Genomic DNA, 26,079 nt, shown 5'->3' with positions numbered 1-26,079 from the left:
CTTGAACTGTTGATGTTGTTATTTATTTCGCTGATTTATTGCTAAGTCAGTCTGACTGTTTTCTGATTGTCGCTGATTTACTGCTCCAGTTCGTGGTCTGGTTTGCTCATCAGAGCAGTCTCTGTTTCGGAAGTCGAACCGGGGCTAACGCCCTGCGGCTAATGGTCTTTCTGGCTTTCATCGTATCCGAAATTAAGGTCAGCTGCCTGTTTTCGGGCGCGGATATTTTCGATTCTGCTAAATCGATGCGATTTATCATTTCCCGGCCTTTCGTTTGGCTTTGCTCACTTTTTTGGGCGGTTGCCAGTTTTTGATTTCTGCTGATGTCATTTCGAGGGCTTTGGCTTCGGCGGTGATGAAGCCGGCGAAGACTTCGTCCATGCGTTGGTTGAATTCGGGGTCGAGGTCGTGGTGCCACTGTTTTAGCCAGGGGAGTAGTTCGATCTGACATGCTAACAGCGGGATCAGGCGGGGATCGTCGCGGCCGCCGAACTGTTCCTGGACTTCGACGAAGTAGGCGCTGATGGCGCGGGCGAGTTGCAGATGGTCGTAGCCGGCCCAGGCGATGACGGGGGTGCCGTCGGGGCCCTCGCAGTGGGGGAAGCTGATCCAGCGTTCCTTGGGGACGTCGAGCTTGCCGCGGAGCGCCCAGTAGCGGACGCCGCCGGTGGAGAAGAAATCGCTGCTCTTATATTTCGGGGGGACGGGGATGTCGCCCACCTCGGCCTGTTTGAGATCGCGGGCGGCTGCCTCGGTCAGGTACTGCGGATCGTCCTCGGGGAGCTGTGTGCGGGCGTCGATGGCGTCTTCGCGGCGCTGGAGTTCCCAGGTCTGTTCCCACTCAGCGCGTTTGCGGAGACCGGCGGGTTTGTAGCGGAGGATGGGGAGCAGGGGGACCTGTTCGGCGTGGACGAGTTCGGCGATCAGCCGCTGCACGTCGAACGCATCGTCATCGCGGTACACCGCGCCGACCTCCAGGAACTGCGGATCGCGGCCCGCGATATCGGCCAGCTGGGCGATGCTGATGAGCTGAATGTCGACCTCGGCGGTCGGCGTCCCCTCGGGATTCATCCGCCCGTCAAAATCAAAATACCGCTCCAGACGATCCAGCAGCCAGTTCTTTGCTGCATCAAGTAGTTCATTATCTGAACGTTGATGATTGAACAGACCTTGTCGACCAATCCAGCGTCGTTTGTACATGGAACTCTCGATAAGTCGCAGTGACTTATTCGATTCCAGTTCTTTGAGACGCGCGTTCCACAGTGCCTGAATTTCTTCTGGCCAGTCTTCCGGAACCGATGCAGGCACATCAAATCCATCTTCATTCTTACCAGCACGAATGCAGAAGGGACGTGCTCCAGCCGTAAGATCGAAATCGATTTGATCTGTCTCCTCACCAATCAGTCTGTCGGGTATGAGATCGAACATTCGGTAGACGGTGAAATCGATCTGCTCCTGTAAAAAGATCTGACGTGAACGCAGCTTCTGTCTTTGATGCTGATTTTCTTCCCATGTTTTTAAAAGTGAATCCTTGGTGAGGTTGTCTGCAGAGAGAACTGTTTCAGCTTTTAAATTGCTGAACTTCATAGTGGCTTGGTCCATCTCTTGTGTTAGATCTAACAGTCGGTCGCGTAATGCTCCTTTGGTCCAGCTTTCAGGAATTGGCAATTTGCCAACGGCAGTGGCATTGAATGCGTAAGGTACTTTGGCTTTGGATTCGATCCGGATACCATCGCCTCCCATCATTTGTTTCTGATGGCATACCTGTTTCATCCAGAATCCAACAGTCGAACTGTTGAGCAGCCCTAATAAGGTCAGATGGTCGTCTTCGGATGCTTCTTCTGATAATTTAATAACAGGGGCGGTTTGTTTAAATACTTTATCACCTCGGTCTAAAGCGAAATGATTGTGTGTAGCCACTTCTGCTTGACCAATCCTGAAATTCCCACTCAAACGATCTTTGAAGAACATAGAATATTCATACCAGGTCTTACCATGTTCTATTTGTGATTTACCAAATGCAATTCGACTTGATAACCCTGACCGGTAAGGCCAAAGATAACGGTGCTGTTCTTGATCTTCAAAGGGATTGAATGTTTCTGGATTGTATGGCCAAATGCCTAATTCAAATCCATCGATAGCCCAATCCCGAACATGTTCACCATCAATAAGCGCACGTGATTGAAATGTTGAAATCCTTTTTCTACTAAGGGTTGATTTTCCAGTCTGATAAACATCATCTTCTCTTGTTACTACACTTGCACCTATCTCTGAAATCAAGTTTTGTAATTCACTAGAAGTTCTATTCTCTATTATTTCTTTTAGCTCTGATGCTCCCCCCCCTGTGATTGACCAGGGATGTTTATGAAAGAGTTCCCGGTCTGAATCCGCGACACTCATGAATTCGCTTTCTGAATCGACGTGGTCAATTTGATTGACGATGGCAGACCAAACGAATCCCTGGGCCGGATTTTTTGGCGTACTCGGTTCGCCACGGATGCCCATGACAGTGCGGATCGTGCTGGTGACCGGTTTGCGGTGACGGCCGAAGAGGATCACGGTGGGGGTGCCGTGGCCCGGGATGTACGCGCCGCTAGTGTCGATAACGTGCGTCAGATCGATCTGCGGGAGGAACTGTTCGATCAGTTTTTTGCCGAATTCCCGTTTCATGAAGCTGTTGGCGGTGATCTGTCCCGTGAAGCCTCCCTCAGCAGCCAGTTGAAAGATGCGTTCCATGAAAGGAACGGCCAGCGAATACTGACGGTGACATGACTTGAAACGTGAGCGATAGCGTTGATTCAGTTGTTTATCTTTCACCGTGATGTACGGTGGATTGGCGACGACGGCGTGGTAGATGCCGGAGCGGAGCGTCTGTTTGAGGGCGGGGAGGTCTTCGCTCTGGTAGGCGTGTTCGCATTCGGCGTCGTCGCTCGTCAGTTCGAAGTCGAAGACCTGCTGTCCACCGCGGAGGGGGCTGTGGAGCAGTGAGTCGCCGCAGGCCAGGTGGAGCGTGAAGGCGGGGGCGTTTTTGAGCTGGTGAATGTCGCAGGCCTGCATGGCTTTGAGGAGCAGGCGGAAGCGGGCGATGGCGATGGCGTAGGGGTTGACGTCGACGCCGTGAATGCTGTCGAGGGTCTTCTGCACGAGGTCGCGGACTTTGCCGCCGGGCTGCTGGCGGAACCAGCGGTCGAGCAGGCGGGGGAAGGTGCCGAGCAGAAAGTGGCCGCTGCCGCAGGCCGGGTCGATCATGCGGAAGCCGGCTTGCGTGACGGGATGGCCCTGCGGATCATTGACGGGAGGCGCGTCGAGGCCGAACTCGTCGAGCGCGGGTTCGAGGGTGCGGTCGAGGATGAATTCTTCGACGAACTCGGGGGTCTGCAGCAGGGCGTATTTCTTGCGGGCCGCTTCGGAGAGGTCCTGGTAGAGGTCACCCAGGAAGCGGGTGTCCCAGTCGGCGTCGGTAAAGTCGTGGACGAGTCCGCCGGCGTTGGCGTCGATTTTCTGGAAGAAGTCGAGCAGTTCGCCCGCGGCGTCCCCGGAGAGCCACTGCGGGAGTTCGCGGAGCGGGTTGTGTTCGCTGAAAACCTCGCGCGTGCCGGGCAGCGTGGCGAGTTCATCGAAGACGGCGAGCAGGTATTCGCGATCGGTTTCGGTGGGATGCGTGCGGAAATAGAGTTCGCGTTCATCGCGGGCCCGCTGCAGCTGATCGCCGGGCCCGGAGAAACGGGGGGGCTCGATGAGCCGATTGTCTTCCAGAAACCGTACGAAGACCGCCGAGAGCACCCAGGCAGCCGCCGCCTGCGTAATGGCGTCGTTCCGCCAGTCTTCATAGTTCTGGGCGGTCCGCTCTGCCTGACGTGCCTGTTCATACTCGGCGCGCAGCGTCTCCCCGACCGCAGGCACGTCCGCCGATTCACTGCGTTCGAGCAGATCGGCTTCGAGCCGTTTGAGGAGTTTTTGCAGATCGGAGAGGAGAGCACTGCGGTTAATCATTGGGTGTTTTATCTACTTAAAAAATACTTGTTAGTGTCGCTTAATTCGAATGGTTCAGATCAAAGACACACCACCGGGCTGGTCGTGTTTCCTGATTTGGATGACAGATAACAAAATCGTTTCAACCGGGGCTAACGCCCTGCGGCTAATTTCGTCTTTATTACTTTCAATGTTCCTGAAAACAAGGTCAATGGTAACACTGCGGAAACGGTCCGTTTTTGCCCGGGTCAGCTTACCGTTCTCTGAATCTGGCTGGTCTATCACAGTGTTGTTTCAACTCAAATTATTTTGAAATCGGGTTCTGAGAATTATGGAAATGACACTCTCTTAATTGTGAGGAGTTTTCTCTAAACGGTAGAGATGTAAATGGTCTCCTCTCAACATGAGAATATTCCCATGGAATATCTGGAATTTGGTATGGCGATCGTATCGCTGATACTCACGATATATAGTCTCTGGAAAAAGGATAAATAGGAACTGGACCTATGATTCTGTTGATATTGATGAGGGGGGCCCGAGGGCCTCCCTTTTTTTATGTACCGGGGGTAAATGTAGTTCATGATGCGTCCTCCCGGTGAATATTCTTTAACCAGCTGCGGGGGATACGGGTACGTTGACCGGGGCCGATTAAAGGGACCGGTTTGCCGTCGATGAGGGCCTGGCTGTCGCCGGGGAGCAGGAGCCAGAGTCCGTGGATGCCGTTGGGCCGACCGACCTGTTGTGAGAGCTGGCTGAGCAGTTCCATCTGATCGTAGCGGGCGAGCAGGCCGGGGTAGATCATCAGCATGGTTTTGTCGGCGTGTTTAAGTTTCTGTTCCACCACAGGCACAGCCCGGTTGACGAGCAGCTTGAGTTTGTCCCAGTCGCCGCTCTGCGGGCGGGCATCGGTCTGCAGGACCAGTTCCCAGTTGACGCCGGCCTGGGAGGCGGTTTCCCTGAGGGCCTCGATGAGCAGGCCTTCGAGGTCGACCAGTTCCAGCGGGAAGCGACGGGTGAGTTCGGCGAGGGCGGTCTCGAACTCGCGGGGCCCGACGAGCAGTGTCAGAAACGAACCTTCCTGCAGATTGCGCTGCAGGCGTTCTTCAAACTGACGGGCGTCGGCCAGTTCGGGAGTGATCTCACCCGGATCGCTGGGGAGCGAGGAGCGCCGCTGCCGGGAGGTATTGCTGCTGGTGAGTGTGATCTGGTTGGGTTGTCGGCTGAAATAACAGCCGGGGGGATCTTCGTCGCTGGGTTCCCATTTGAGATCGAAGCCGGCCTGATCGAGCAGGTTGTTGAGCAGCGGCCGATCGGGGAGGGGGCTGGCATCTGGGTAACGCCCGGCGACCCGTTCCTGGATCTGGGCGACGGTCAGTTTTCGCTGTCCCAGCAGTGCGCCCTGTGAGAGCTTGAGTGCGCGGACGGGATCCATGTTGCGCGGATAGAGTTCCTGCCGACTGGAGAGGGCCGCGTGATCAGAGACTTCCGCTGCCAGGCGGACGAGGCGGGCATCGGGAATGAGCAGATCGTCGGGGGGTGTGACTTCCTGCAGGCGTTCGAGGATGCGGGCGGGGGCGAGCAGCGGGTCTTCGTCGGCCAGCTGATCGGCGATGACGCCCAGTTTGCGGGCCCAGGTAGCGAACTCGGTATGAGCGGCGATGAGGATGCTCTGATTTTCACGCCGCACCAGGAACCGGGGTTCGGTCATGGTGCGTTCAACTTCTACAGCCGCGCGGATGACGGCGCAGGCGTGCGCGGTTTTCTGCAAGAGTTCTTCCGAGGAGCCGCGGGCGACGATCAGGGCTTCGGCCAGTTCCCGGATTGACATGACGCCGGATTGAACAGCGAGCATTTCCGCCAGATCGGCGCGGAGCCGCGTGAGTGCGGCGTCTTTGCTCCAGCGGTCCTGCAGTCTGGTTACAATCTGACCGGCACGGGCGCGGGTGACGTCCAGCTCTCGCGCAATCTCGGCCTGGCTGGGCCAGGGATCCTGGAGTGCGGGATCGAGTCCGAGCAGCAGTCGCACGCCGCGCTGGAAATTCTCACCATCGCGGGCACCGGTATTCAGGAGGCGACTGACGAGCAGGTCGAGACTGAGATGTTCGACGGCCACCGGTTCAGTTTGAGTAGATTCCGGATCGCTGAGGGAGCTGGGATCTCGATCGGGTTTGCCCAGACGATCGCGGAGAATTTTGACGGCTGACGTGATTTCGCGGCGTGTTTTATTTCCGACGCCGCGGAGACGCATGAGCCGCCGCATGGGTACGGTGAGCAGATCTTCGACGGTCAGAATGTTCGCGCGGTCGAGGGCATTCGCCGAGCGGGAACCGAGTCCGAGTTCGGGAATCTGCGTTTCGAATTCGGCGTCGGCGAGGAGTTCCTGGAGCCTGGTTTCATCGGCGTGATCGGAGAGGGCTCCGGGTTCATCGATGCCTTCAAAGCAGTTGCGCCAGGCGCGGAGCATTTCTTCAGCGTTGTCGAACCGCTGGTCGATATTGCGGCGGAAGGCCTGTGTGAAGAACTCAGTGAGGGATTCGCGGAGCGCGAGATCGAAGAGTTCGGCATCGATGGTGATTTCGGTGTCAGTCGGCAGATAGATGGCGGTGGTGACTCCATCCCCCCAGACGGGGAGCGTGCCTGTCGCGAGTTCGTAGAGTGTGACAGCGGCGGCATAACGTTCGGCGTGCAGGTCCCAGCGGGGCGGGGCCGGTTCGCGCAGGGGGAGCAGTGGTTCGAGGTAGCCGGTCGTACCGGCGCGGATATTTTCCGCGGGAGTTTTCGAAAGTGAGAAATCGAAGAGAACCAGATGCAGTTTACTGCCGCGCCCGACCATGCCGACAGCGATGTTATCGGGTTTGATATCGCGGTGCGGGATGCCCTGTTCTTCAAGATGGTTGACCACCTGGAGCAGGTCGTCGCCGAACCGCTGGAGCAGGTCGATGTGGAGTCGTCCATCTTTACGCAGCCGCTGGCCGAGGGTTTCAATCAGTCGTTTGCCCCGTTCTGTATAGACGGGACGCATGAGGAAACCAAAGTGGTTGCCGAGCTGGACCGCATCGACAAAATCGACGATGTTGGTGTGTCGCATTTCCTGTCGACTGAGCAGTTCGGCTTCGGCGCGGAGTCGATCGTTGTGCCTGGTTTCGCTGGCGACTTTGAGGATAAAGTCCTGCTGATCGAGTTCGACGAGGAAGGCGACGGAACAGGCGCCGTGACCGAGCCTGCGCAGGATTTTGTAACCGCCGGGGAGGATATCATCAATCTTCGCGCGGGTCGGGTCCTCGAGTTGTTCATGATCGGGTGAGGTGAGTTCGTTCTCGACTTCGTCGAGCATTTCCAGGAAATCAACGATGGAGCCGGTGCGATCAGGGACGACCGGGTTGGTAGCCGAGCGGATCATTTCCTGCAGCCATTCACTGGCGCCATTCAGGACCGAACTGATCTGCAGCCCCTTGGTTTCACGAAGTTTCTCGCTGAGTTCGAGGGCATTGGCGGCTGGGGGTAACCCGGAAAAGATCTGATAGGCGATGGTTCCCAGCGAGAAGACATCGAGGTGTTCTCCGGTACTGGTCTGGGAATCGGTGAGTATCTCTGGAGCCATGTAAGCGGTGGCGGCGTCTTCTACCAGTCGATCGACGTGGGAAGTCGCGCTGACGGCGCGGGAGACTTTTGTGGATGTACTGCTTTCACGATAGCTGAGCTGCCAGTTGAAGACCTTGAGGCGAGGGTGCTCAGAATTGATGGATGTGACGAGGATGCTTTGCGGACAGAGGCCGCGATGGACGACTTTTTTCTCGTGCGCGTACTGCATGGCTTCTGCGAGTTGCCTGATGAGATCGAGTTGAGTTGCGATATCAAGCTGATCTTTCTGCCTGGCGAGAAAGTGATCGAGGCGCATGCTGAGCGGATCGTGTTCGAAGAGAAGTGCCGGGCCGAGTTCGTGCTCGGTGAAGTTATTCACGCGCAGGATGCCCGGATGTTCGAGAGTCTCAAGGATCTGGTATTCGCGGAGGGCCGCTCTCTGAACCGTGTCGCGATCCTCCGGGGTCGCTTCATTTCTAACGAGATAGAGGCGGACGCGGCGTTTGGAATTTTCCAGCGCGGTATGTTCGGCACTCCAGTCCTGATAGCCGGGACCTTCGCCGATGATCTGTTTCAGCAGATAGTCGCCGACCTTTCGACTTTTCTGCGAGGGGCGAATGCCGGCCTGGTTGAGGGCCTGTCCCACGGCATTGGACATGGGGGTATCGTGGGTGCCTTTGAGATGGGAATCGAGTCCGGGGCATTCACGGCGCGAGATGGCAGCCATGATGCCGGGACGTTTCGGTTCTTCCCGATCGCGGAGGCAGACCTTGGCGCGGGCATTGCCTTTCAATTCACACTGCAGACCGGCGGCTGAGCAGAAAACGAGGGGCTCGATGAACGGGAGGCGGCCTCTGTTTTTGAGCGCCTTCTGTTTCTGCAGCAGCGAACTGAGTTTTTTGGCTTTGAGGTTGGTGGCGATGAGCGGATTATCGACCGGGTATCGCTTGCCGTCCCGTTCCCAGGTCCAGGTGCCTGCATCGCCCTGGAGTCTGCCGGGACTGCTTTTGATCTCGATGAGAAAAAATCCCTGGGGCGAGAAGACAAGCAGATCGACCTCATTGATACTTCCATCATCGGCGATGAATTCGAAATTAGACCAGGCGCGGTAGGGCGCAAATTTAGGAAACTGACTACGCACATAGTCAAGGGCTTCCCTTTCCCAGGAAAACTTTGATTCAGTAACGGTTGTCCAGTTGTCTGCCTCGGCCATTATTGGAATCGCGTCTGTTGACTCTTTGAAAAACAGTGAGTTAATTCAAGTTCAGAGAGGAAGTTCCGAGCTGAAAGCACGGATTGTTTCAGGGTGAATTTGCTCGAACATATTTACACCTCACCATACCAGTTCAGGTTACGGTTTTCAATCAGTCGATTGCTGACAAATTGCTGATTTTAAGTTGCACACCGAAACCATCCCCTCACCAAAAAGAAGCATTGCATGGAATACATTGTTTTTATGTTAGTCTCTGTAGCTCTGTTATCTGGAAAGGTTGTATACATTTGGGTACTGTGGTTGTGTATTTTCAATTCAGTGAGAAGGAAGAGATTAAATGGGACTGGTTTTATCACTCTTTAATGAAACCAGTCACATGACTTAACTTATTATTCTGTACTTTACGTGAGTTGCACTGAGGAAACACCATGGCCATTTATGAAATCACGGCGGATTCCCTGCGGGAGTTGAAAGAGACCTCTTACGCCAAAGCGGGGGTGAAGGAGCGGAATGATCTGCAGCGGCTGTTGCGGATGCAGGTGGAGGTGATTTCGCCGGACACGCTGGTGATTGCCGAGGAGTTCGGGGAGTGGACCGAAGGGAGTCGGCGGATCGATCTTTTGGGCGTGGATAAGGATGCCAACCTGGTGGTCATCGAACTCAAGCGGACCGACGATGGCGGACATATGGAACTGCAGGCGATCCGTTATGCGGCGATGGTCTCGGCGATGACATTTGACCGGGCCGTGGAAGTGTTCTCCGGTTACCTGAATAAAATTAGCAGTACAACCGATGCACGCGAGGCGCTGCTGGAACATCTCGACTGGAGTGAGCCGGACGAGGACCGCTTTGCCCAGGACGTGAGAATCATTCTGGCCTCGGCCGAGTTTTCCAGGGAACTGACGACCGCCGTCCTCTGGCTGAATGAGCGGGATCTGGATATTCGCTGCATGCGGATGAAGCCGTACCAGGATGGCGAAAAGATTCTGATCGATGTGCAGCAGATCGTCCCCCTGCCCGAGGCGTCCGCCTATACAGTGCAAGTCCGGGAGAAGGAACGCCGGGAGCGGAAGGACCGGGCGGAACGATATTCAATCCGCAAAAGGTTCTGGTCAAAACTGCTGGAATATGCCAATACACAAACGGATCTGCATTCGAATATCTCACCTTCAGAATACCACTGGATCGGAACGGGCTCCGGCGTACGGGGGCTGGCCTATACATACAAGGTCACACAGCATACTTCGATCGTCGATCTGTATATCGATCGTGGCGCGGGGTGTAAGGCGGAAAATAAAAAGATCTTTGATACGCTATATTCCCATAAAGATCAGATTGAAGCCGTCTTTGGTGGCCCCCTGGAATGGCGACGGCTCGATGGTTCGAAAGCCAGCCGAATTGTGATAGAGTTTCCGGGAGGTTATCGGGACGATGAATCGGAGTGGCAAGCAATTATCGAAAAAATGGTCGATGCGATGATTCGTCTGGAGAAGACTTTCAGCCCCTTTATCGCGCAACTCAAAGCAGGGGGCTAGAAACACCCAGGGCTCTGAGTACCAGGTATGCGAGCAATGAAACTTATCAATCAGGTCGACCTGAAAGACCCGCCACTAAGTTAAAAAGAGTTAACAGGTAAGTGAATCATGCGATGTGTGATCTGGAAAACAGAATGGGCGGTGTCTCACAATGAGTGAGGGACATTGCTGCGGGAATTGATTCAAGGTCGCTCTCCGGATGTGATCTGTCTGACAGAAGCCCAGGCGGGGTTGTTACCGGATAGAGGCCATCTGATTGAATCGGATCCTGATTTTGGTTATCCACTCATAAAAGGTCGACGCAAAGTATTGCTATGGAGTTCTCTGCCTTGGAATGATGTTTCCATTCATGACGACCTGGGTTTTCCCTCCGGTCGAATTGTGAGCGGCGTGACTGGTGGAGTCCGGTTTGTGGGTGTCTGTATCCCCTGGAGTGCCGCACATGTTTCAGGCGGACGTAAGGATCGTAATATCTGGGAGGACCATTTGCTTTATCTGGATGCGCTCAAGGAACTGTTGAGCGAATTGATGAGCCAGGATCCTTTAATCGTCACGGGGGATTTCAATCAGTGGATCCCCAAAGCACGGCAGCCGAAATATGCCTATGAAAAATTAAAGGAAGTGCTGTCGTTGGGTCTGGAGTTGCATACGGCCGGGCCACTGGGGCCGGACGGTGATCAGCTTATTGACCATCTCGTAACCACACCTGATCAGCAGGTAAAGAATCTCGAAGTGCTTGCCAAAAAAACGGTGGAGGGCATGAATCTTTCTGATCACTACGGGATCTGTGCAGAGATTCAAACGATTTGACTGGTTCTCACTGATGATAACTTTTCAGTGCAGCATCTTTTGTTATCCGACATTTAATTATCTAAATCCAGTCAGAAAACGCGGCATATAAGGTGAGTCCTCTGGTATAGCCCTCAGCGACTTCCACTTTCCGTATAATCAACCCGCTGATGACCAGCAAAAATGTCTTCAACAGGCTGATTTTGTTCTCAGAGATCACTTTTCTGATTGAAAGGACCCCATGCTCACTCGAAAGGATCTACTCCTCATTATCGCGGCTTTGCAGTTCTGGGCTGATGAGAAGGACCCGGGAGATACAAAACTGCTGAAACTCTATGCTGACGATCCCACCGCTCATCAGGCCTGGACCTCAGAATCGATTCAACGTTTGCGGAAATGGCTGCGTTCGACTCATTTGAAATACGCGATCAAAAAATGCCGCGGGGACAGTGTTTCTGACCCCAGAACTGTTTGCAACTCTGGAAACGGCCGAACAGGCCAGACATGAAAACAACAGAACACTAAGTCTTGTGACTGGTGTCATTCTCGGGGGCAGGTCACTACGGGAGCAGCTTTCAAGCATGCACGAAGACCTACAGGTGTCTTCTCCTACCGCAAATCAGTCATTGCGTAACCTGATTGGAGGAGAGATTATTTTAGAGGAGTTTGATATTCCCTTGAGGAAAAGAAAGGCATTGCGTGGAACGTTTACACTCACAGCACATGGTGTATCTGGTGAGGTGGTTAATGGTTCTCCAACTCAAAATGCCTCTGAGCATGCGAAGCTGATATCAATAGATTTCATTCAGCCGGATGCAACAGAAAATCAGAGAAAGATCGCAAATGATATGTATGATAACGGTGAACCGATCAAGAACATCGCAGAGGCGCTTAATGTAGGAAGATCTCGTGTAATATTACTGTTGCACGAAGCTTTTGAATTACTGGGATTGGAAAAACCAGACGGACGCCAGCGGCGATGGCAGTTGGATACCGCACATCAAAAGCCCCTCTTCCATCAGAATATAGCTGATAATGTGATGGAATTGTTTCACAAGAAAAAGACATACGGTGAAATTGCCCGACAGTTGGGGGTTGACCGAAACGTTATTACCGCAGCCGTTAAATTCTGGCACCAGCAAAAAGGATTGCCCGTTCCCGATGGTCGAAGTCGGAGGAAGACACTGTAGTTTATGAACAGAAGCCACATCGATCGGTCGGCTACCAGGAATGGTAGTCGGCCGTTTTTTTTAGCTGTTCGCTTTATCTGGGGAGATCTCAGGCGACTCGAATCGTATTTCGAGTCGGTAGTCTCAAGCTGTAGTGGAGGGGTGAACCGGCCTTTGTTTAGTCATCCAACCAGGAAAAATGATCGATACGGTGATTTCAAAATGGCGTTCTAATAAAGAAGAAGGCCGGAGCTCTGTATTACTCAGAATCCCCGGCCGGTCATTAGTTGCGGCCTGATGAATCAGGCCATTTTGTACAGCGGCACTTTGAACCTTTTAATATTGTAATCACAATCAAACGGATTTCTAATCAACACAAATCTAGCACAAAATCAGAATCTTCAATTCCAGTTGATCGTTTGGTCCTACAAAAAAAGGGTCAAAAGCGGTCTTGTACAAAAATAAGCGGAGAGAGGGGGATTCGAACCCCCGGTCCCGTTTCCGAGACACAGCATTTCCAGTGCTGCACAATCGGCCACTCTGCCACCTCTCCGGGGTGGCTCCCTCTAAAAATAGGGGAGCCATAATCTCTGCTTGAAGACTATGTTCTAGTCTTCGGAAGACTCGGTGGAAGCGGCCAGTCCCTGTTTGATGGCTTCTTCGCGGTCTTCAATGACTTTGAGGGACTTCAGTCGATTCAGGATCTGAAGCCGCTGTGCATTGACCTGTTTCCACTTGGGATGCTTTTTCCGCTGCTGTGGAGTCAGGTTCTGTTCATCCAGGACCTTGCTGTAATCGGCAATCGCGGTTTCTGCGTTTTGTAACTGACGTTCCAGTTGAGATCTTCGTAAAGACATTGTCTTCCAGTGTCCCTTAGTTTGTATGAATGACGGTTTTATTGCGACGGGGGTTCACCCCGAATCCTCAGTGCGTACAATGACTACTTCCCCCCTTCGAAAATCCAGGGAACGGGGATTCTAACAAGATTCGCACGGATTTGACAACGGTCAGCCTGCGCAACCTGATGTATTGTCATGTTTTTTGCCGAAAACTATACATAAAAACATGTCGAAGCAGGCATGAAGACTTAAAGCGTTATCATTTACGTTTTTGCGTCACTTCAGTTTGTACTGAGTGTTGGCTGGTCCATCTGACCCGGCGTAACCGTCAGTCGATTATGAACCTGTCTGACTCCCTGAATGCGGCTGACTGATTCCTGGGCCAACTGTTTTGCGTAATAACTGTTGACGATGCCAGTGAGAACGACCTGTTCCTGTTCAATCTGATATTGAACATTCTGGTTGGCGACCAGTACAGATGTGGAAATCGCCTGTTTGATGAGTTCACTCAGTTGATGAGCGCGATCTATAGTGATGTGTGGTGACATATTGAAGCCAATACTCGAAGGATCTTAAAAATTCATTCTATCCTTATACCTATTTCTCATCCTGAGATTAAAAAATGACACAATGACTGCATGTGCGCATGTTGGTTTGTTCGACACTCCGTCTTGAGTCAAAACAGAAAAAATGTGATGATTCGACCGGTTCCGTAGTTCTGGTTGAGTTCAGGGATTACAATTAGAATAACTGTCATGAGCGGTGCTTGTGACTGGTGAAACCTGTTGTGGAGACTGAGGTTAAACCCTGCCAAGTGAGTGCCGTTCGAGGTTTTTTCCTGTAAGCAGAGTGTTCCTGAGTTTTCACGAGCGATACAATACGGGCTGTTTCAATAGAAATCGTATTTGAGTCATCTTGCATCGTGACAGTGGGCGACAGTCAATCTGCTGTTCTGGATGCATGGAAGGAAACATCTTGGTAATTATCAGTGATCAGGAACTGTTGCAGCGATCAGTGGAACCTGCTCATGATCTGTTTCCGGTGATGCGGCGTGCGTCTGTGATGTCGCCTCTGGTCGTGTTACTGGCTCTGGGACCAGGCCTGCTGGCCTTTCACTCTTATCGGATCGATGAACTTTCTGCCTGGTTTGGGCTGCAGTGCCTGGGGAAAGCGGAACTGATTGGGGACAGTACGAATGCGCTGATCTCACAGCCCCCCCTGATACGCTGGATGTTTACAGGGCTGCTGTCTGTGATTGGTCACTGGTCTTCCTCCCTGGTTCTATTCTCTTATTTTTCCACCGCACTCATGCTCTACGTAGCATATCGTCTGACCAGGAAAGTCTGTAATCCCCGTTATGCTTTGGTATTCTGCTTTCTGCTGTCATTTCATCCGGTGGTACTGAAACAGGTGCAGTTGATTGAAGCACCCGCGTTTCCGATTCTGTTTGCTCTGCTCACCATCTGGGGATTCATCACGCATCTCCGTTCCGAGTCGGGTATTGTTTCCTACAAACTGTTGTGTGGCGGTATTTCTCTGGGGCTGTGTCTGCTTTCGGGTGGCGCGTTGGCGCTGGCGGTACTGGTGATGCTGGGGCTCTACATCCTGAATCCGGCGGAATTGCCCAAAAGCCGTTCCGGGAGTGAGCAGAAGAAGGCCCCCGTTTTCAAGCAAGCCGTCCGAATCTGGAAATCTTTTTTTATTCTGGCCTTTACCGGATTTGCCGTTGGTGGCTGGTGGGAACTGATGGCGTCGTCCCAGATTGAAGGATTCTGGGGAAAGTGGTTTGCCGGTCCGGGCCAGCCGAATATCAGCCTGTACTGGAAAACGGAGTTTTATCCTTCGTACTTTGTACGTGATCTCATTTCTTCGATGGGTTTTCTGCTGGGGTTCGCCGTATTCGGACTGTTCCATGGACTGAAGCGGGTCATTAATCCCCAGGGGAACATGCAGGAGATTGCCTGGCTCAGGCTGGTTGTGATGTGGGTTTTAAGTGGTGCCTTGTTCTGGTGGGGCGTGCAATTTCTGCCTGAAATGAATACCAGCACGCGTGCGATGTGGAAGCTGTTTTTCATTATCCCGATGCTGGCGATTGTTGCCTGGGAATTTCAACAGATCGCACTGCGTCGCGTCAGTTACCCGACGGTCCTGGCAGTGTTTACTGTGGGGGTCCTGGCTGTCATTTTTATCAGTGCTTCGCATACGGATACGCTCAGTCCCCAAATCTCAACTCATTTCCTGCGACAGTTGATTACGCTGGGCTTGTCACTGGTGATGGTGCTCTGGTACAGCCATCGGTTCAAAAAAGAGCAGGGGCATCGGCTTGTGGAAATTGCGATGGTCATCTCTCTGTCCGCACTGCATGTGATCTATGGAGTGTATTCCGTTCCCAAACCAAACCCGGCTGGTGAGCGGTTGCTGCAATTTGAACATCAACTGAGACTGACTCAGAATGTAGATCACTGTCTGCTGGTCAGTAAAAGTGAACCTCCGCTGGAACTGACTTTTCTGATTTTCTATCTCTGGGGAGACATCGACTACAAACAGATTCAAGGGGCGGTGATCCCTCAGGATCTGGCTATACCGGCGGAAACAGGTACGGCGATCGCAGCAGAAAAACCGGACGAGGAAAAACCGGATGCGGGGAAACAGGTGATAGTTCGCTGGGGGGCTTCACCCGTATCGTTACGAAATCTGGTGAATGCCGGTTTTGTTTTGAAGCCGGTAGCGGCACCGGATGTCTATAAGCAGCATGAACTGCAGGCCGATCTGATTACTAATGCTCCCCAGGGGTTTTGATGTTAAATATCTTTAAAAGAGTGATCTTTACTTTGGAGTTATCAACATGAATCGTTTCCAGAACAGTTCTGCCTGCGGGCATTCCCTTCGTCTTCCGGCAGTCTGCCTGCTGTTTCTTGTCTGTGTCTGTCTGTCCGGCTCGCTGGCAGGTGCTGCAGAAACGATTGAGTTGAAAGAAACAGCAACTCAGAAGTGGTACAAGGGGAATTTGCATACCCATTCACTCTGGAGTGACGGCGATGATTACCTGGAAATGATTGCGGACTGGTATAAGTCGCATGGATATGATTTTCTGTCGTTTACCGATCATAACGTGCTGTCCAATTCAGAACGCTGGACAGTACCTGAAAAAAACAAAGGTAAACTGCATGCCTACGAAGAGTTGAAGAAGCGATTTCCTGACTGGGTGGAAGAGCGAAAAAACAAGGAGGGACAAATTGAAGTTCGCTTACGCACCTTCGAAGAAGTCTCGGACAAACTGGGAGAGCCGGGAAAATATCTACTGATTCAAAGTGAAGAAGTTACAGATCGCTTCAAAAATTATCCCGTGCATATGAATGCGACCAACGTGCATTCACTGCTGACTCCCCTGGGCGGTAAGAGCGTGTATGAGGTGATGCAGAACAATACCAATGCTTTACTGTCGCAGCGGGAGCGGACCGGGCAGAAAATGATGATCCATTTAAATCATCCGAACTTCCATTACGGAGTCACTGCAGAAGACCTGATGAAAGTGGTTGGTGAGAATTTCTTCGAAGTGTATAACGGACATCCCGGCGTGAATGATTCGGGTGATGAAGCGCATGCCAGTACCGAGCAGATCTGGGATATTATTCTGACGAAGCGGCTGGCGGAACTGAAGCTGCCAATCATGTACGGCCTGGGAACGGATGACAGTCATAATTACCATAAAATTCCGAGCCGCGCCAGCGAACCAGGTCGGGGCTGGGTCGTGATTCTGTCGGAAAAACTGGAGCCCGAAGCGCTGGTTGAAGCGCTGGAAGCCGGTCGTTTTTATGCTTCCTCGGGGGTCAGACTGAAATCGGTGACTTATTCAGACCAGGGAATTCAGATTGAAATCGATCCGGAAGAAGGGGTGAGCTACACCACTGATTTCATCGGTACGCTGGAAGGGTACCCCCGTCGGGGTATGCCTGTTCTGGATAAACGGGGGCAGGAAATCAATACAACTCAACGCTACAGTAAGAAAATCGGCGACACACTGAAATCCGTTAAAGGAACTTCCGCGAGTTATGAGCTGACGGGAAAAGAAATTTACGTCAGAGCTGTCGTCCGTTCTTCCAAACTGCATCCGAACCCGTCGGAAACTGGTGAAGTGGAACGCGCATGGGTTCAACCTGTCGCGGGGCCAGCTGCTCCGAAAGAGTAAGGTTTTAAGGATTCTCAGCCGATGCGGTTCTGGTCTGGCTGCTGCAGTCAGTCACAACCAGTGTCTGTCGGCTGAGAAGCAGACTGGATTCGGAGTCATAGACTGACGTTTCCAGTTTTGCGATACCAAATGGAATCTGGTCACAGAGCCAGAGATCTTTACGGTACCGAAGCGTCTGCTCTGCTGCCGTTTTCGCAGCAATTGTGACGGAGACCTGCGAAGCTGCCAACTGGCATTCAAAGGCATTTTCACGGAGTGGGGTAAAGAGATGCCGTGGTCTGCCAGGATTGTACTTCCGGGGACGTGGCATGCCGTAGAAGAAGCGGAAGGCTGCATATTTATCGGCCTGACTGACTTCCTGATTCGGCCAGCGCAGGAATTCCTGTGGCCATTTTCCTGCGTTGAAGTCTGCGATATTAATTGTGTATTGCCTGGTATCGCGTGTCTCACTGCCGAGGGAATGAGTCACTTGAATCACACGTAACGAATCGTCAGACGATGGTAGCAGGCTGATTCGCAGTTTGACCAGGCGACCATCAGTGGCAGGTCCGGAAAATTCGACAAAGGGCTCCGGGGCTTCCGGCGTGGGTTTCGGAAAGGAAGCCAGCCAGGTTGTCATCGGACGCGGCAGGGCAGGCGGGGGTTGTTTATAATTTATCCAGCCAGCCTGTTCGAACATGGTATAAATCCAGGGAGCCCGCCAGGGGTTGTGCAGAGGATGGTGTGCCGAGAAAACGGATCCGAGCAGGCAGAGAATTCCCAGTCCTTTCAGCCAGCGTTTCTCAGCGAATTCATCAAGCAGGGGAATCATGCTGATGAGCCAGAACGGGGTCAGCCAGAGCATCCAGCGGAGCGCGGCACTGTTACCGCCGTAATTATAGTTCCCCGTGCGTGACAGGTAGAAACCAAACACAATCACGCTTACGAGCAGGCTGGTCCACAACAGGGGACGCAGCAGATGTGTTTTGTATTTACTGATTCTCAACCAGGCGAAGAGTGTCAGGAAATAGATGGGCGACAGTGAGAAAATGCCATGATGACCGAGAGTGCAGTGGAAAAAGTAGACCAGGGGGGAATCGAGATTGCGGTCGAGGTCCTGGGGATTGTTCCAGTAGCTGGGGACCCCTTTGTGTTCGTACAGATACTTTTCGGTTCCATAGTACATGTAAAACGGTTTCCAGCCTCCGGTCGCCGCGTAATTGGTGATGAAGAAGCCAGCCAGGGGAACCAGGGCGGCAGGTGAAAAGACGAGTAAGGTCAGCCGGGGATTGGCGCGGAATAACAGGCCAAAGACTATCAGGCCAAACAAGGCTGCCGGCAGTTCATTGCAGCAGGTCAACATGGCGAAGAAACCGGCCAGCAGAAAATAGCGTTTGCGCTGTTCGCCGTCGATTAGAATCCGCATCAGGGGATAGAGTGTGAATATCGCACTGGTTGCAGCGATGGAATGATTATTCAAAGTTAACAGAAACGGTGTCAGTAACGTGGCGAAGCAGGCTGCGATGACGACAAAATAGCGTGTGAAGAGTTTCGTGGCGTAACGTTCTACTATTTTACAGATCAGCAGCAATGCCATCAGCATGGGGATTAAATTGACAGCGATCAGGATCAGGTGGGCCACATCGTGCAGATTCCGGTCCAGGTTCAATCCCGTTGTGGTTTTGATGAACCAGTAAATTCCCGCAACCATGGTCGGGAATAACGGAGGCTTGGATGAATAGAAGTGATCTTCGTGTCTGACTTTGTCAATGCTCGACCAGCCCGGGCGTTCGTTAATGGTATCGATCTGATAGGTGCCTTCTTCCACCAGCGACCAGACCGTGCACCAGCGAGAGCGGTCGTTGGCGCTCTGCAGCGGTGCGCTGTTCATGATGGCTGCCAGGCTCTGTCCACAGGCGACTGTGATCAGTAGCAGATACACGGTCCAGCGCAGGCGGGCATCCTGCGAAGAGGAATTGAGAGAATCGTCTGAAAGCGAGGCGGCGGAACTGGTCATGGAACTGGAATAGTTTCTGAAAGAGCGCAGGCTGGTTTGATATCAAGGTATATGCGAAATTAAGAGCCACGGCGCATCAGGCGACGGTCTCAGCATGCAGATTATCTCATGCTCCCGGAAAATCAAACGGGGAATCGCCGCGTTTCAGGATGGTTTTCGATATTTTTATAGAGCAGATGCGCTGGTGAAAATTCTGCGATCAGAAGAGTTCGTGAATCGGCTCACCATTTTCCACAGCAAAAATAGGGCGACCTTTATCATCGATATAGTGTGTATCAAGGGGGACACCCATATATCGATAGATGGTCGCTGCCAGATCTCCCGGTCGGACGGGGCGATGTTTGATCTCACTGCCGTCATGTTCGCTGGCTCCAATGACCTGTCCGTGATTCATACCACCGCCGGCCAGGCACATTGACATGACCACCGGCCAGTGATCGCGACCGTCTGTACTGCCTTGCGTACCCGAATTGGGGGAACGACCGAATTCTCCCATGGCGATGACGAGTGTATCATCCAGAATGGAACGTTCTTCCAGATCCGAAACCAGGGTTGTCAACAGATGGTCAAACAGGGGGAGCAGGGGACCGAGCCCATTTTTAATTCCGCCGTAGGGCGGAATATTGTCACCGTGGTTGTCCCAGGTACCGGATGCGGTATGGTAACTCAAATCCAGGGTGACGAAGGAACTGCCTGCTTCCACCAGCCTTCTTGCCAGCAGTGCCTGCTGACACCAGAGGTGTTTTCCGTAGCGGTCCCGGGTTTCGGGAGATTCCTGATTGAGATCGAAGGCATCCTGCACGCGCTGTCCGAGCACCATGTCATAGGCGCGACGACTGTAACTGTCGATGGCCTGCATGGAACCGGCCTGGTCAATGCCGCTTCGCATCTGATCGAACTGCAGCATCAGGTCACGGCGGTTTTTCATGCGATCAAAGGAGAGTCCCGGCGCAAACTGAAACATTTTTCCGCCACTGGTTTTTCCGGTATCATTCCCCAACATGTCATAGACGGGCAGGTCGGCGGCATCATTGGCGATGAACGGGTCGTATTGTTTTCCCAGGTAACCACCCCAGGCGATATGGGAATCGTGTTTCATGAATGAGACATAGGGAGGCATGCCGGGATGATTGGAACCGTGATGCTTGGCCACAATCGATGCCATGGCCGGGTAGCGGTCACCTTTACGATTGGTACGGGGAGTCGCGAGCAGATTGGCAGTCTGCATGACCTGATTGGGTTGATGGCTGCTCATTTTGGGATCGACAGAGCGAATCAGCGTGAAGCGATCCATCATCGCTGCCTGTTTGGGGAGCATGTCTGTAATCGTGATACCGGGGACTGATGTCTGTGTCACTCCAAACGGACCGCGGTTCTGAATGGGACGATCCGGTTTGGGATCCCAGGTATCAATATGGCTGGGGCCCCCTGTCATCCAGAGGAGAATAATACTTTTCTTCGGCAGTGAAGACTTTCCAGCCAACTGGAGCTGATCGGAGGCTTTTAAGAGACCGGGTACAGACAGACCAGCCAGGCCCGCGAGAGAGGCTTTCAACATGTTACGGCGACTCTGAAGTACTAAACCTTCAGGGACCAGCGGGTTAAACGCGGTGAAAGCATGTTGTGTATGAGTACGCGAATGGGGACCGAACTTCATTTCCGATTCCAGTTCCAGTAGTTAATTTCGGATTCTGAGCGATATCGTTTTTTATATTATTAATGTTATTAAATATATCGTCAAGTCTTGATGCGTTCAATACGATTCTCTGTGACTCGGAGAAAATAACGACAAATAGACCAGATGAGTCTGATTCTGACGCTTTTAAACGGAATGATGAGAGGAAGAATATCGAAACTCGGTCAGAGGGGCTGGAATTTATAGATGAACGTTACCGTGATGCTCCGGCTGAGGGGATCGGTTCAAATGCGAGCCAGTTCAGACAGGTATTGGTGCCTGCCCTGGTTTTTCCAATCTCAACGGTGAGGCGGCCATCTCTGACCTTCACCCGGGTCTGCTTTTTCTGAAACGACCCTTCGACGGTGGAAAGATCCTGAATGATCTGCTTTCCTTCCACCGTGACCCACTGTCCGATCTGATCATGGCCAGCATCGCCCACACAGACCGTGACTTGCCAGATGCCGTTCGGAACCGCACATTCCCAGCGGTCATGATCGCGAGTAAACACGAAGGTATCAAGATAGACTTCGTGTACCTGTTTTCTTTGACGCATATTCTGACTCAGATCCCGTTGCCAGCCGAAGCCGCGCTGCGGATTAAAGACAGCGCCCTGGTCCGACTCAAAGCCTGAGAGTGGCGGAACGTTTTTCCCGGCAAAATTGATACGGCGTTCTTGCGGAGATTTAATGAGACTCACCAGGCCATTATGATTTTCAGCAGCGACGGAAGTGATTTTTTTCCACTGAACCGGTTCACCGGGTGTAAACAATGTGGGATCATCTCGATCCGGGATGCCGTCTGCATCTGCATCGTCCGGCTGCAGGCGGGTATAAGGGCGGAGAGGCAAGTTTTTCAATCCAGCCCACAACTGCTGACAGAATTCTCCACGAGTCATGCCCTCATCAAATGTAAAAGGGAGGTTCGCCGCATTGACTGATTGAGAAGCGAGCCGCTGGATCTGCTGGCACCATTCGTGACTGGCTGGATCGTCGGGGTGGAAATCGACACTGCGAACATCCATCGGCAAGATGCCGCGTGCTGCCAGTCGATTGACGGCGATAAAAGCTGGATGCGCAGGTGCCAGATCGCGGTAGGGCCAGATCAACAAGGCGACGCCTGCGTCTGTTTCACCGCATAAAGCCGTTCTGACCTGTTCCAGCTTTTCACGATCGTAGGGGATTTCGCGTGGTGCGATATCATGTTGTAATGAAATCGCAGCCGTCGCACCTGCCGCCTGCCCTACGGCGACACATTGATCGTGCAGCCGAATCGCCGCACTGACAATGCTGCTGTATCCCACATTTTTCTGGGCGCCCAGCAGGCCATCCATTTCAATTGGTACCAGGCTTCGGAGCGGAAACAGGCTGCGATCACTGACCAGGCTGGTATTACGGCCCGGTTTTTCGTAGTCGATCCAGGGGCCGGTATTGCCTTCCGATTTCAGGTAGGCGCGACCGGTTCGATGGAAGTCGTAATGAAACTGCCAGGCGAAGAGTCCGTCCGGATACATGACCTGTGAAAAACGCTCGCGTGCGAACTTTTTGTTGGGACCATCCTGATTGCGTCCGTCCTGTTCGCGCATCATATACATGGCTTTCAACCGCAGTGACTCACGAATATAGGGTTTGGGAGGCAGGTGATCCGCCGTTCCGAATTCGTTGCTTAAATGAAAATGGCGAAAGCTGTTCGTTTTGTCGGGAGCGCGTTCATGGACGAAATTCTGCAGATGGTAGAGCAGGCTCAGAGAATGCCGTTTGGCGTCGTCAAAAATAATCTGCCGCTGTGCACGTGTCATTAACACGATGTTTTTTTCTGAGGCACCCGGTTCGGTTGCTTCGAGTGCGGTGGCGACATGCTGTGGTAATCGTTCGAGCGGATAATCCTGACCGAGCATGTAATTCAGCAGAATGCTGGTGCGCTGATCTTTGCTGGTCTCGCCATCCACAATCCGCCGCACAGTAAATATGGAAAGCTGTCGCGGAGAGGCTTTGCCCTGGTCGGGCCAGTGCGGGATCGAACCGAGTTTGACCGGACGGTCCCATTTTAAATGTTTCATCTCCGCCAGGCTCAGTCTGGAGGTACGGACAAAATTCCGATCGTCATAGTGATCTGGCTGTGGAATGGGAGTGTCCCGGTCCGATTCTTCCACGATCATTGCCCAGGTGATGGGGTTCATTTCATTGGCAGGATAGTCGGATAAATCCGCGGGCGCGCTTGGTTCTTGATAGCGCGAGCGAGGATCTGCGCCCATTTCAAAGTCTGCCCCTGAGACCTGGATCACATCGCCCCAGTCAGAAGCATCGATTGTCAGTCGCGCCTGAATGTGCAGGTCTGGCTGTTCTGAACCCGTGGGCGCAAACCAGAGGCCGGTTAAACGAGGACGTGCCCCTGACTTTTCGAGATCTGCTTTGACGGGATAATGGCGCGTGATCAATTTGACCTGTCCCTTGTCGATATACGGTTGTAACAGTTCCCGAAAGATGGCTTCAGCTTCTGCAGGACGAAAAGTTGACGGGCCATGGTAAGGGCGACCGGGCATGGGGGAGCCGTACTTTTCTGTATTAAACGCTTCAATCCGGTCCATCAGTTCTTTGAAGAGTCCACTGCGGTGGAAGGAGCGTTTCATAGGATGCCAGTCGACACCCCAGCCGACTTTTCCGGGGCCTTTGTTCTCATCCACACAGGCCAGCGCCTGTTCGGTGTATTGTCCGCCCAGCCAGTCACCATCCAGAACCAGCGTAACGGACTTCACTCCCTGTCGGGCAGCCTGAATGGCGGCGGCCCAACCGGACTCTGTGCCACCGACGATGAGCAGGTCGGTTTTGGTTACCGATGGTTCCGCCTGGGCAGTATTCAGGACAAGAGAACAGAGAGCCAGGAAAGCGAGCGCGACTGATTTCATAGATCGATTACACCTCATATAGAAATGTTAAGGTTGCATTGTTTTGTTCATCATAAGGTATGGCCATGTTGAATGTCATGCAGGGAATTGTTTGATGACTCAAAAATAATTTATTCATCCATCCATAACATTCGGCATTGATTTTGCATAACTAAAGTTTGTTGAAAAAAGCCGATTTTCAGATTCGATTTCAGCACAAAATTGTCGCAGCCTTGCAGGTTCGGCAAGCAGTTGAGCAGGCAGACTGATCGGAACGATTCAAATTATCCAAGTTTATTCCACTAAATTCCAGGAGATGCTGATGTCACGGTTCGTTCAACGTAAACGCGGTTTCACACTGATTGAGTTGCTGGTGGTGATCGCCATTATTGCGATTCTGATTGCGCTATTGCTGCCTGCTGTACAACAGGCGCGAGAAGCAGCCCGTCGATCCCAGTGTAAAAACAATCTGAAGCAACTCGGACTGGCGCTCCATAATTATCATGAAACATTTTCGGTGTTGCCACCGGCTCACATCGGGCGTTGTACGACTCCCTTGTTGAATGCCACGGGCCTGACAATGATCCTGCCGTACATGGATCAAGCGAACATTTATAATCAGTATAATCACAGTGGAGCTGCTACGACTCACACCAGTACGGGAGCTCCTGCTGCTCTGAGTGATCCTACTACAAATGGTAATGCTGCGGTCGTCAAAAACCTGGTGGTTGCCTTTCTCTGTCCAAGTGATTCAGGGACCGAATTTATTTCTGCAGCGACAGGCAGCTATGGGATTTCTGCAACCAATACCGGTACTGGTGGTGCAAAAACAAACTACGATTTCATTACGATTACCCCATACAACTCATGCGAGAACTGGGCAGGAACTGCGCCAACGAGTCGTTGTATGTTTGGTGATAACAGCAAATGCCGCCTGGATGACGTGAAAGACGGAACCAGTAATACGATGATGGTCGGTGAAACGACACGCAATGTTTATAACGGCGGCACCAATGCCTGGGGTTACCGTGGGCACGTGATGGTTGGTTTGAATCTTGTCTCTTATCCGATCAATCGGTTCTGGTATAGTTCTGCCTCACCACAGCAGCAGCCTCAGGGAAAACTGGGGAGCTGGGCGTATGCGGGAAGTCTGCATACCGGAGGAGCTCATTTTACTCTGGGTGATGGATCGGTTCGCTTTATCAGTGAGAACATCGATACCACCACACGACAGAACCTGGCCCGGATGTCTGATGGTAATGTGCTGGGCGAATTCTGATTGTCAATCTGTCGCCCGGATCTACTTTTCGGATTTGATACTGGCGTGTTTCCACTGTTTCTGATCGGTCGGAAACCGGTTCTCAAGCAGAAGTTTCAAATTAAATCCGGACTGATTCCCTCTGTTGAAATCCAAAGGGATCTGTCCGGAATTTTCAGGAAAAATTGCAATGTACTATCGATTGAGTCTTTATTCACTGTTCGTGGCAAGCACGGTCTGTCTGTCCGGCTGTGGTGGAACTACGGTTGCAGAATCGTTACCTGATACGGCTCCTGTTTCGGGAGTAATCACTTTGAATGGTAAGCCGATTACTTCTGCCACCGTGACGTTTGTCCCGATGGGGTCCACTAAGGGAGTAGAATGTGTCGGCGTAACCGACGAGTCAGGGAAATACACACTGCAGCAGATCCGGGGAGCCGCTGGTGCGCCTCCGGGAGAGTACCGGGTTGTGATCAATTATTTCCTGAAGGCAGACGGGACTCCGATTAAAATAGATGGATCAGAAGCACCGGCAAACCTTGGTGCTGATGAAGCTTTGCCGCCCATGTACAGCAGCTTTACCGATTCAACGCTGACCGCCAAAGTCACTGACGCAGGGGGTGAATTTCCCTTTGAGTTGAAGACAAAGTAATTCGCTCGCCATATGTTCCTCGCTTGAGTGAAGAACTGTTTATTGCATCTGCCTGTTCACGAGGTGGAACGATTCTCCTTCACGAAGACTCCCGTGATTGCTTGACGTCAATTTGACATTGATACGTGTACATATTGTTGTGATGTATCCTGGCTGATCGAACATATTTTCTCGAAGTTAATCCTGCTTCCCTTATCTGACTGATATTGTGGCATCGATTTTGCGGATCGATCAAGCAGCGTTAAAACTTCCCTGCATCTGCATTTGACTGATCTGGTAACAGCGCGCAAAGGATGCAATTGTGGAGGTTCTTGAGGCAGAAATCA

Annotated in this window: 15 protein-coding genes and 1 tRNA gene; 8 read left to right on the top strand and 8 right to left on the bottom strand. The window is 52.4% G+C overall.

The window, feature by feature from the left end:
• Window positions 1-255 precede the first annotated feature (255 nt).
• Complete coding sequence (gene pglX, locus GmarT_RS19715) at window positions 256-3,993, bottom strand: BREX-2 system adenine-specific DNA-methyltransferase PglX (RefSeq protein WP_002646769.1); 3,738 nt, start codon at window positions 3,991-3,993, stop codon at window positions 256-258.
• A gap of 556 nt (window positions 3,994-4,549) precedes the next feature.
• On the bottom strand, window positions 4,550-8,767 hold the full coding sequence (pglW, locus tag GmarT_RS19710; RefSeq protein WP_002646771.1) for a BREX system serine/threonine kinase PglW: 4,218 nt from the start codon (window positions 8,765-8,767) through the stop codon (window positions 4,550-4,552).
• A gap of 428 nt (window positions 8,768-9,195) precedes the next feature.
• Here pglW and GmarT_RS19705 point away from each other — a divergent pair, with 428 nt between their 5' ends.
• From GmarT_RS19705 to GmarT_RS19690, 4 genes are all read left to right on the top strand, one after another.
• Window positions 9,196-10,302 (top strand): DUF4268 domain-containing protein, encoded by a 1,107-nt coding sequence (locus tag GmarT_RS19705; protein WP_002646772.1) that lies wholly within the window; start codon window positions 9,196-9,198, stop codon window positions 10,300-10,302.
• Window positions 10,303-10,467: 165 nt separating this feature from the next.
• Window positions 10,468-11,112, top strand: a complete 645-nt coding sequence (locus GmarT_RS19700; protein WP_002646773.1) for an endonuclease/exonuclease/phosphatase family protein — start codon at window positions 10,468-10,470, stop codon at window positions 11,110-11,112.
• Between the two features lie 220 nt (window positions 11,113-11,332).
• A complete protein-coding gene (locus GmarT_RS19695; RefSeq protein ID WP_002646775.1) occupies window positions 11,333-11,599 on the top strand; it encodes a hypothetical protein in 267 nt (88 codons plus the stop codon).
• A gap of 73 nt (window positions 11,600-11,672) precedes the next feature.
• Window positions 11,673-12,281 carry a helix-turn-helix domain-containing protein gene (locus GmarT_RS19690; RefSeq protein ID WP_149303148.1) on the top strand — a complete coding sequence of 203 codons (609 nt, stop codon included), beginning with the start codon at window positions 11,673-11,675 and terminating at the stop codon, window positions 12,279-12,281.
• A 445-nt stretch (window positions 12,282-12,726) separates the two neighbouring features.
• On the opposite strand, the gene GmarT_RS19685 is transcribed toward GmarT_RS19690, so the two are convergent.
• From GmarT_RS19685 to GmarT_RS19675, 3 genes are all read right to left on the bottom strand, one after another.
• A tRNA-Ser gene (locus GmarT_RS19685) sits at window positions 12,727-12,813 on the bottom strand.
• Window positions 12,814-12,868: 55 nt separating this feature from the next.
• On the bottom strand, window positions 12,869-13,117 hold the full coding sequence (locus GmarT_RS19680; RefSeq protein ID WP_002646777.1) for a hypothetical protein: 249 nt from the start codon (window positions 13,115-13,117) through the stop codon (window positions 12,869-12,871).
• Between the two features lie 263 nt (window positions 13,118-13,380).
• A complete protein-coding gene (locus GmarT_RS19675) occupies window positions 13,381-13,647 on the bottom strand; it encodes a BON domain-containing protein (RefSeq protein ID WP_002646778.1) in 267 nt (88 codons plus the stop codon).
• 427 nt (window positions 13,648-14,074) lie between these two features.
• On the opposite strand from GmarT_RS19675, the gene GmarT_RS19670 reads away from it, so the two are divergent.
• Both GmarT_RS19670 and GmarT_RS19665 read left to right on the top strand, forming a co-directional pair.
• Window positions 14,075-15,898: an ArnT family glycosyltransferase gene (locus GmarT_RS19670; protein ID WP_157158953.1), complete on the top strand. Its 1,824-nt coding sequence runs from the start codon at window positions 14,075-14,077 to the stop codon at window positions 15,896-15,898.
• Window positions 15,899-15,944: 46 nt separating this feature from the next.
• Window positions 15,945-17,288 (top strand): CehA/McbA family metallohydrolase domain-containing protein, encoded by a 1,344-nt coding sequence (locus tag GmarT_RS19665; protein ID WP_002646780.1) that lies wholly within the window; start codon window positions 15,945-15,947, stop codon window positions 17,286-17,288.
• A 4-nt stretch (window positions 17,289-17,292) separates the two neighbouring features.
• Here GmarT_RS19665 and GmarT_RS19660 read toward each other — a convergent pair whose 3' ends face one another.
• The 3 genes from GmarT_RS19660 to GmarT_RS19650 all read right to left on the bottom strand — a co-directional run bounded on the left by GmarT_RS19660 (window position 17,293) and on the right by GmarT_RS19650 (window position 23,864).
• Window positions 17,293-19,284, bottom strand: coding sequence for a hypothetical protein (locus GmarT_RS19660; RefSeq protein ID WP_002646781.1), 1,992 nt, complete (start codon window positions 19,282-19,284; stop codon window positions 17,293-17,295).
• 199 nt (window positions 19,285-19,483) lie between these two features.
• Window positions 19,484-20,941, bottom strand: coding sequence for a DUF1501 domain-containing protein (locus GmarT_RS19655; RefSeq protein ID WP_002646782.1), 1,458 nt, complete (start codon window positions 20,939-20,941; stop codon window positions 19,484-19,486).
• Window positions 20,942-21,173: 232 nt separating this feature from the next.
• Window positions 21,174-23,864, bottom strand: a complete 2,691-nt coding sequence (locus GmarT_RS19650) for an FAD-dependent oxidoreductase (RefSeq protein WP_002646783.1) — start codon at window positions 23,862-23,864, stop codon at window positions 21,174-21,176.
• Between the two features lie 301 nt (window positions 23,865-24,165).
• Between GmarT_RS19650 and GmarT_RS19645 the strand changes: the two genes are divergently transcribed.
• Both GmarT_RS19645 and GmarT_RS19640 read left to right on the top strand, forming a co-directional pair.
• Window positions 24,166-25,122, top strand: a complete 957-nt coding sequence (locus GmarT_RS19645) for a DUF1559 domain-containing protein (protein ID WP_002646784.1) — start codon at window positions 24,166-24,168, stop codon at window positions 25,120-25,122.
• A 169-nt stretch (window positions 25,123-25,291) separates the two neighbouring features.
• Complete coding sequence (locus tag GmarT_RS19640) at window positions 25,292-25,753, top strand: transthyretin-like family protein (protein ID WP_002646786.1); 462 nt, start codon at window positions 25,292-25,294, stop codon at window positions 25,751-25,753.
• Window positions 25,754-26,079 lie beyond the last annotated feature (326 nt).

Source organism: Gimesia maris, assembly GCF_008298035.1.
In the GTDB taxonomy this organism is placed as follows: domain Bacteria; phylum Planctomycetota; class Planctomycetia; order Planctomycetales; family Planctomycetaceae; genus Gimesia; species Gimesia maris.
This window is presented reverse-complemented; position numbering and strand designations above follow the sequence as displayed.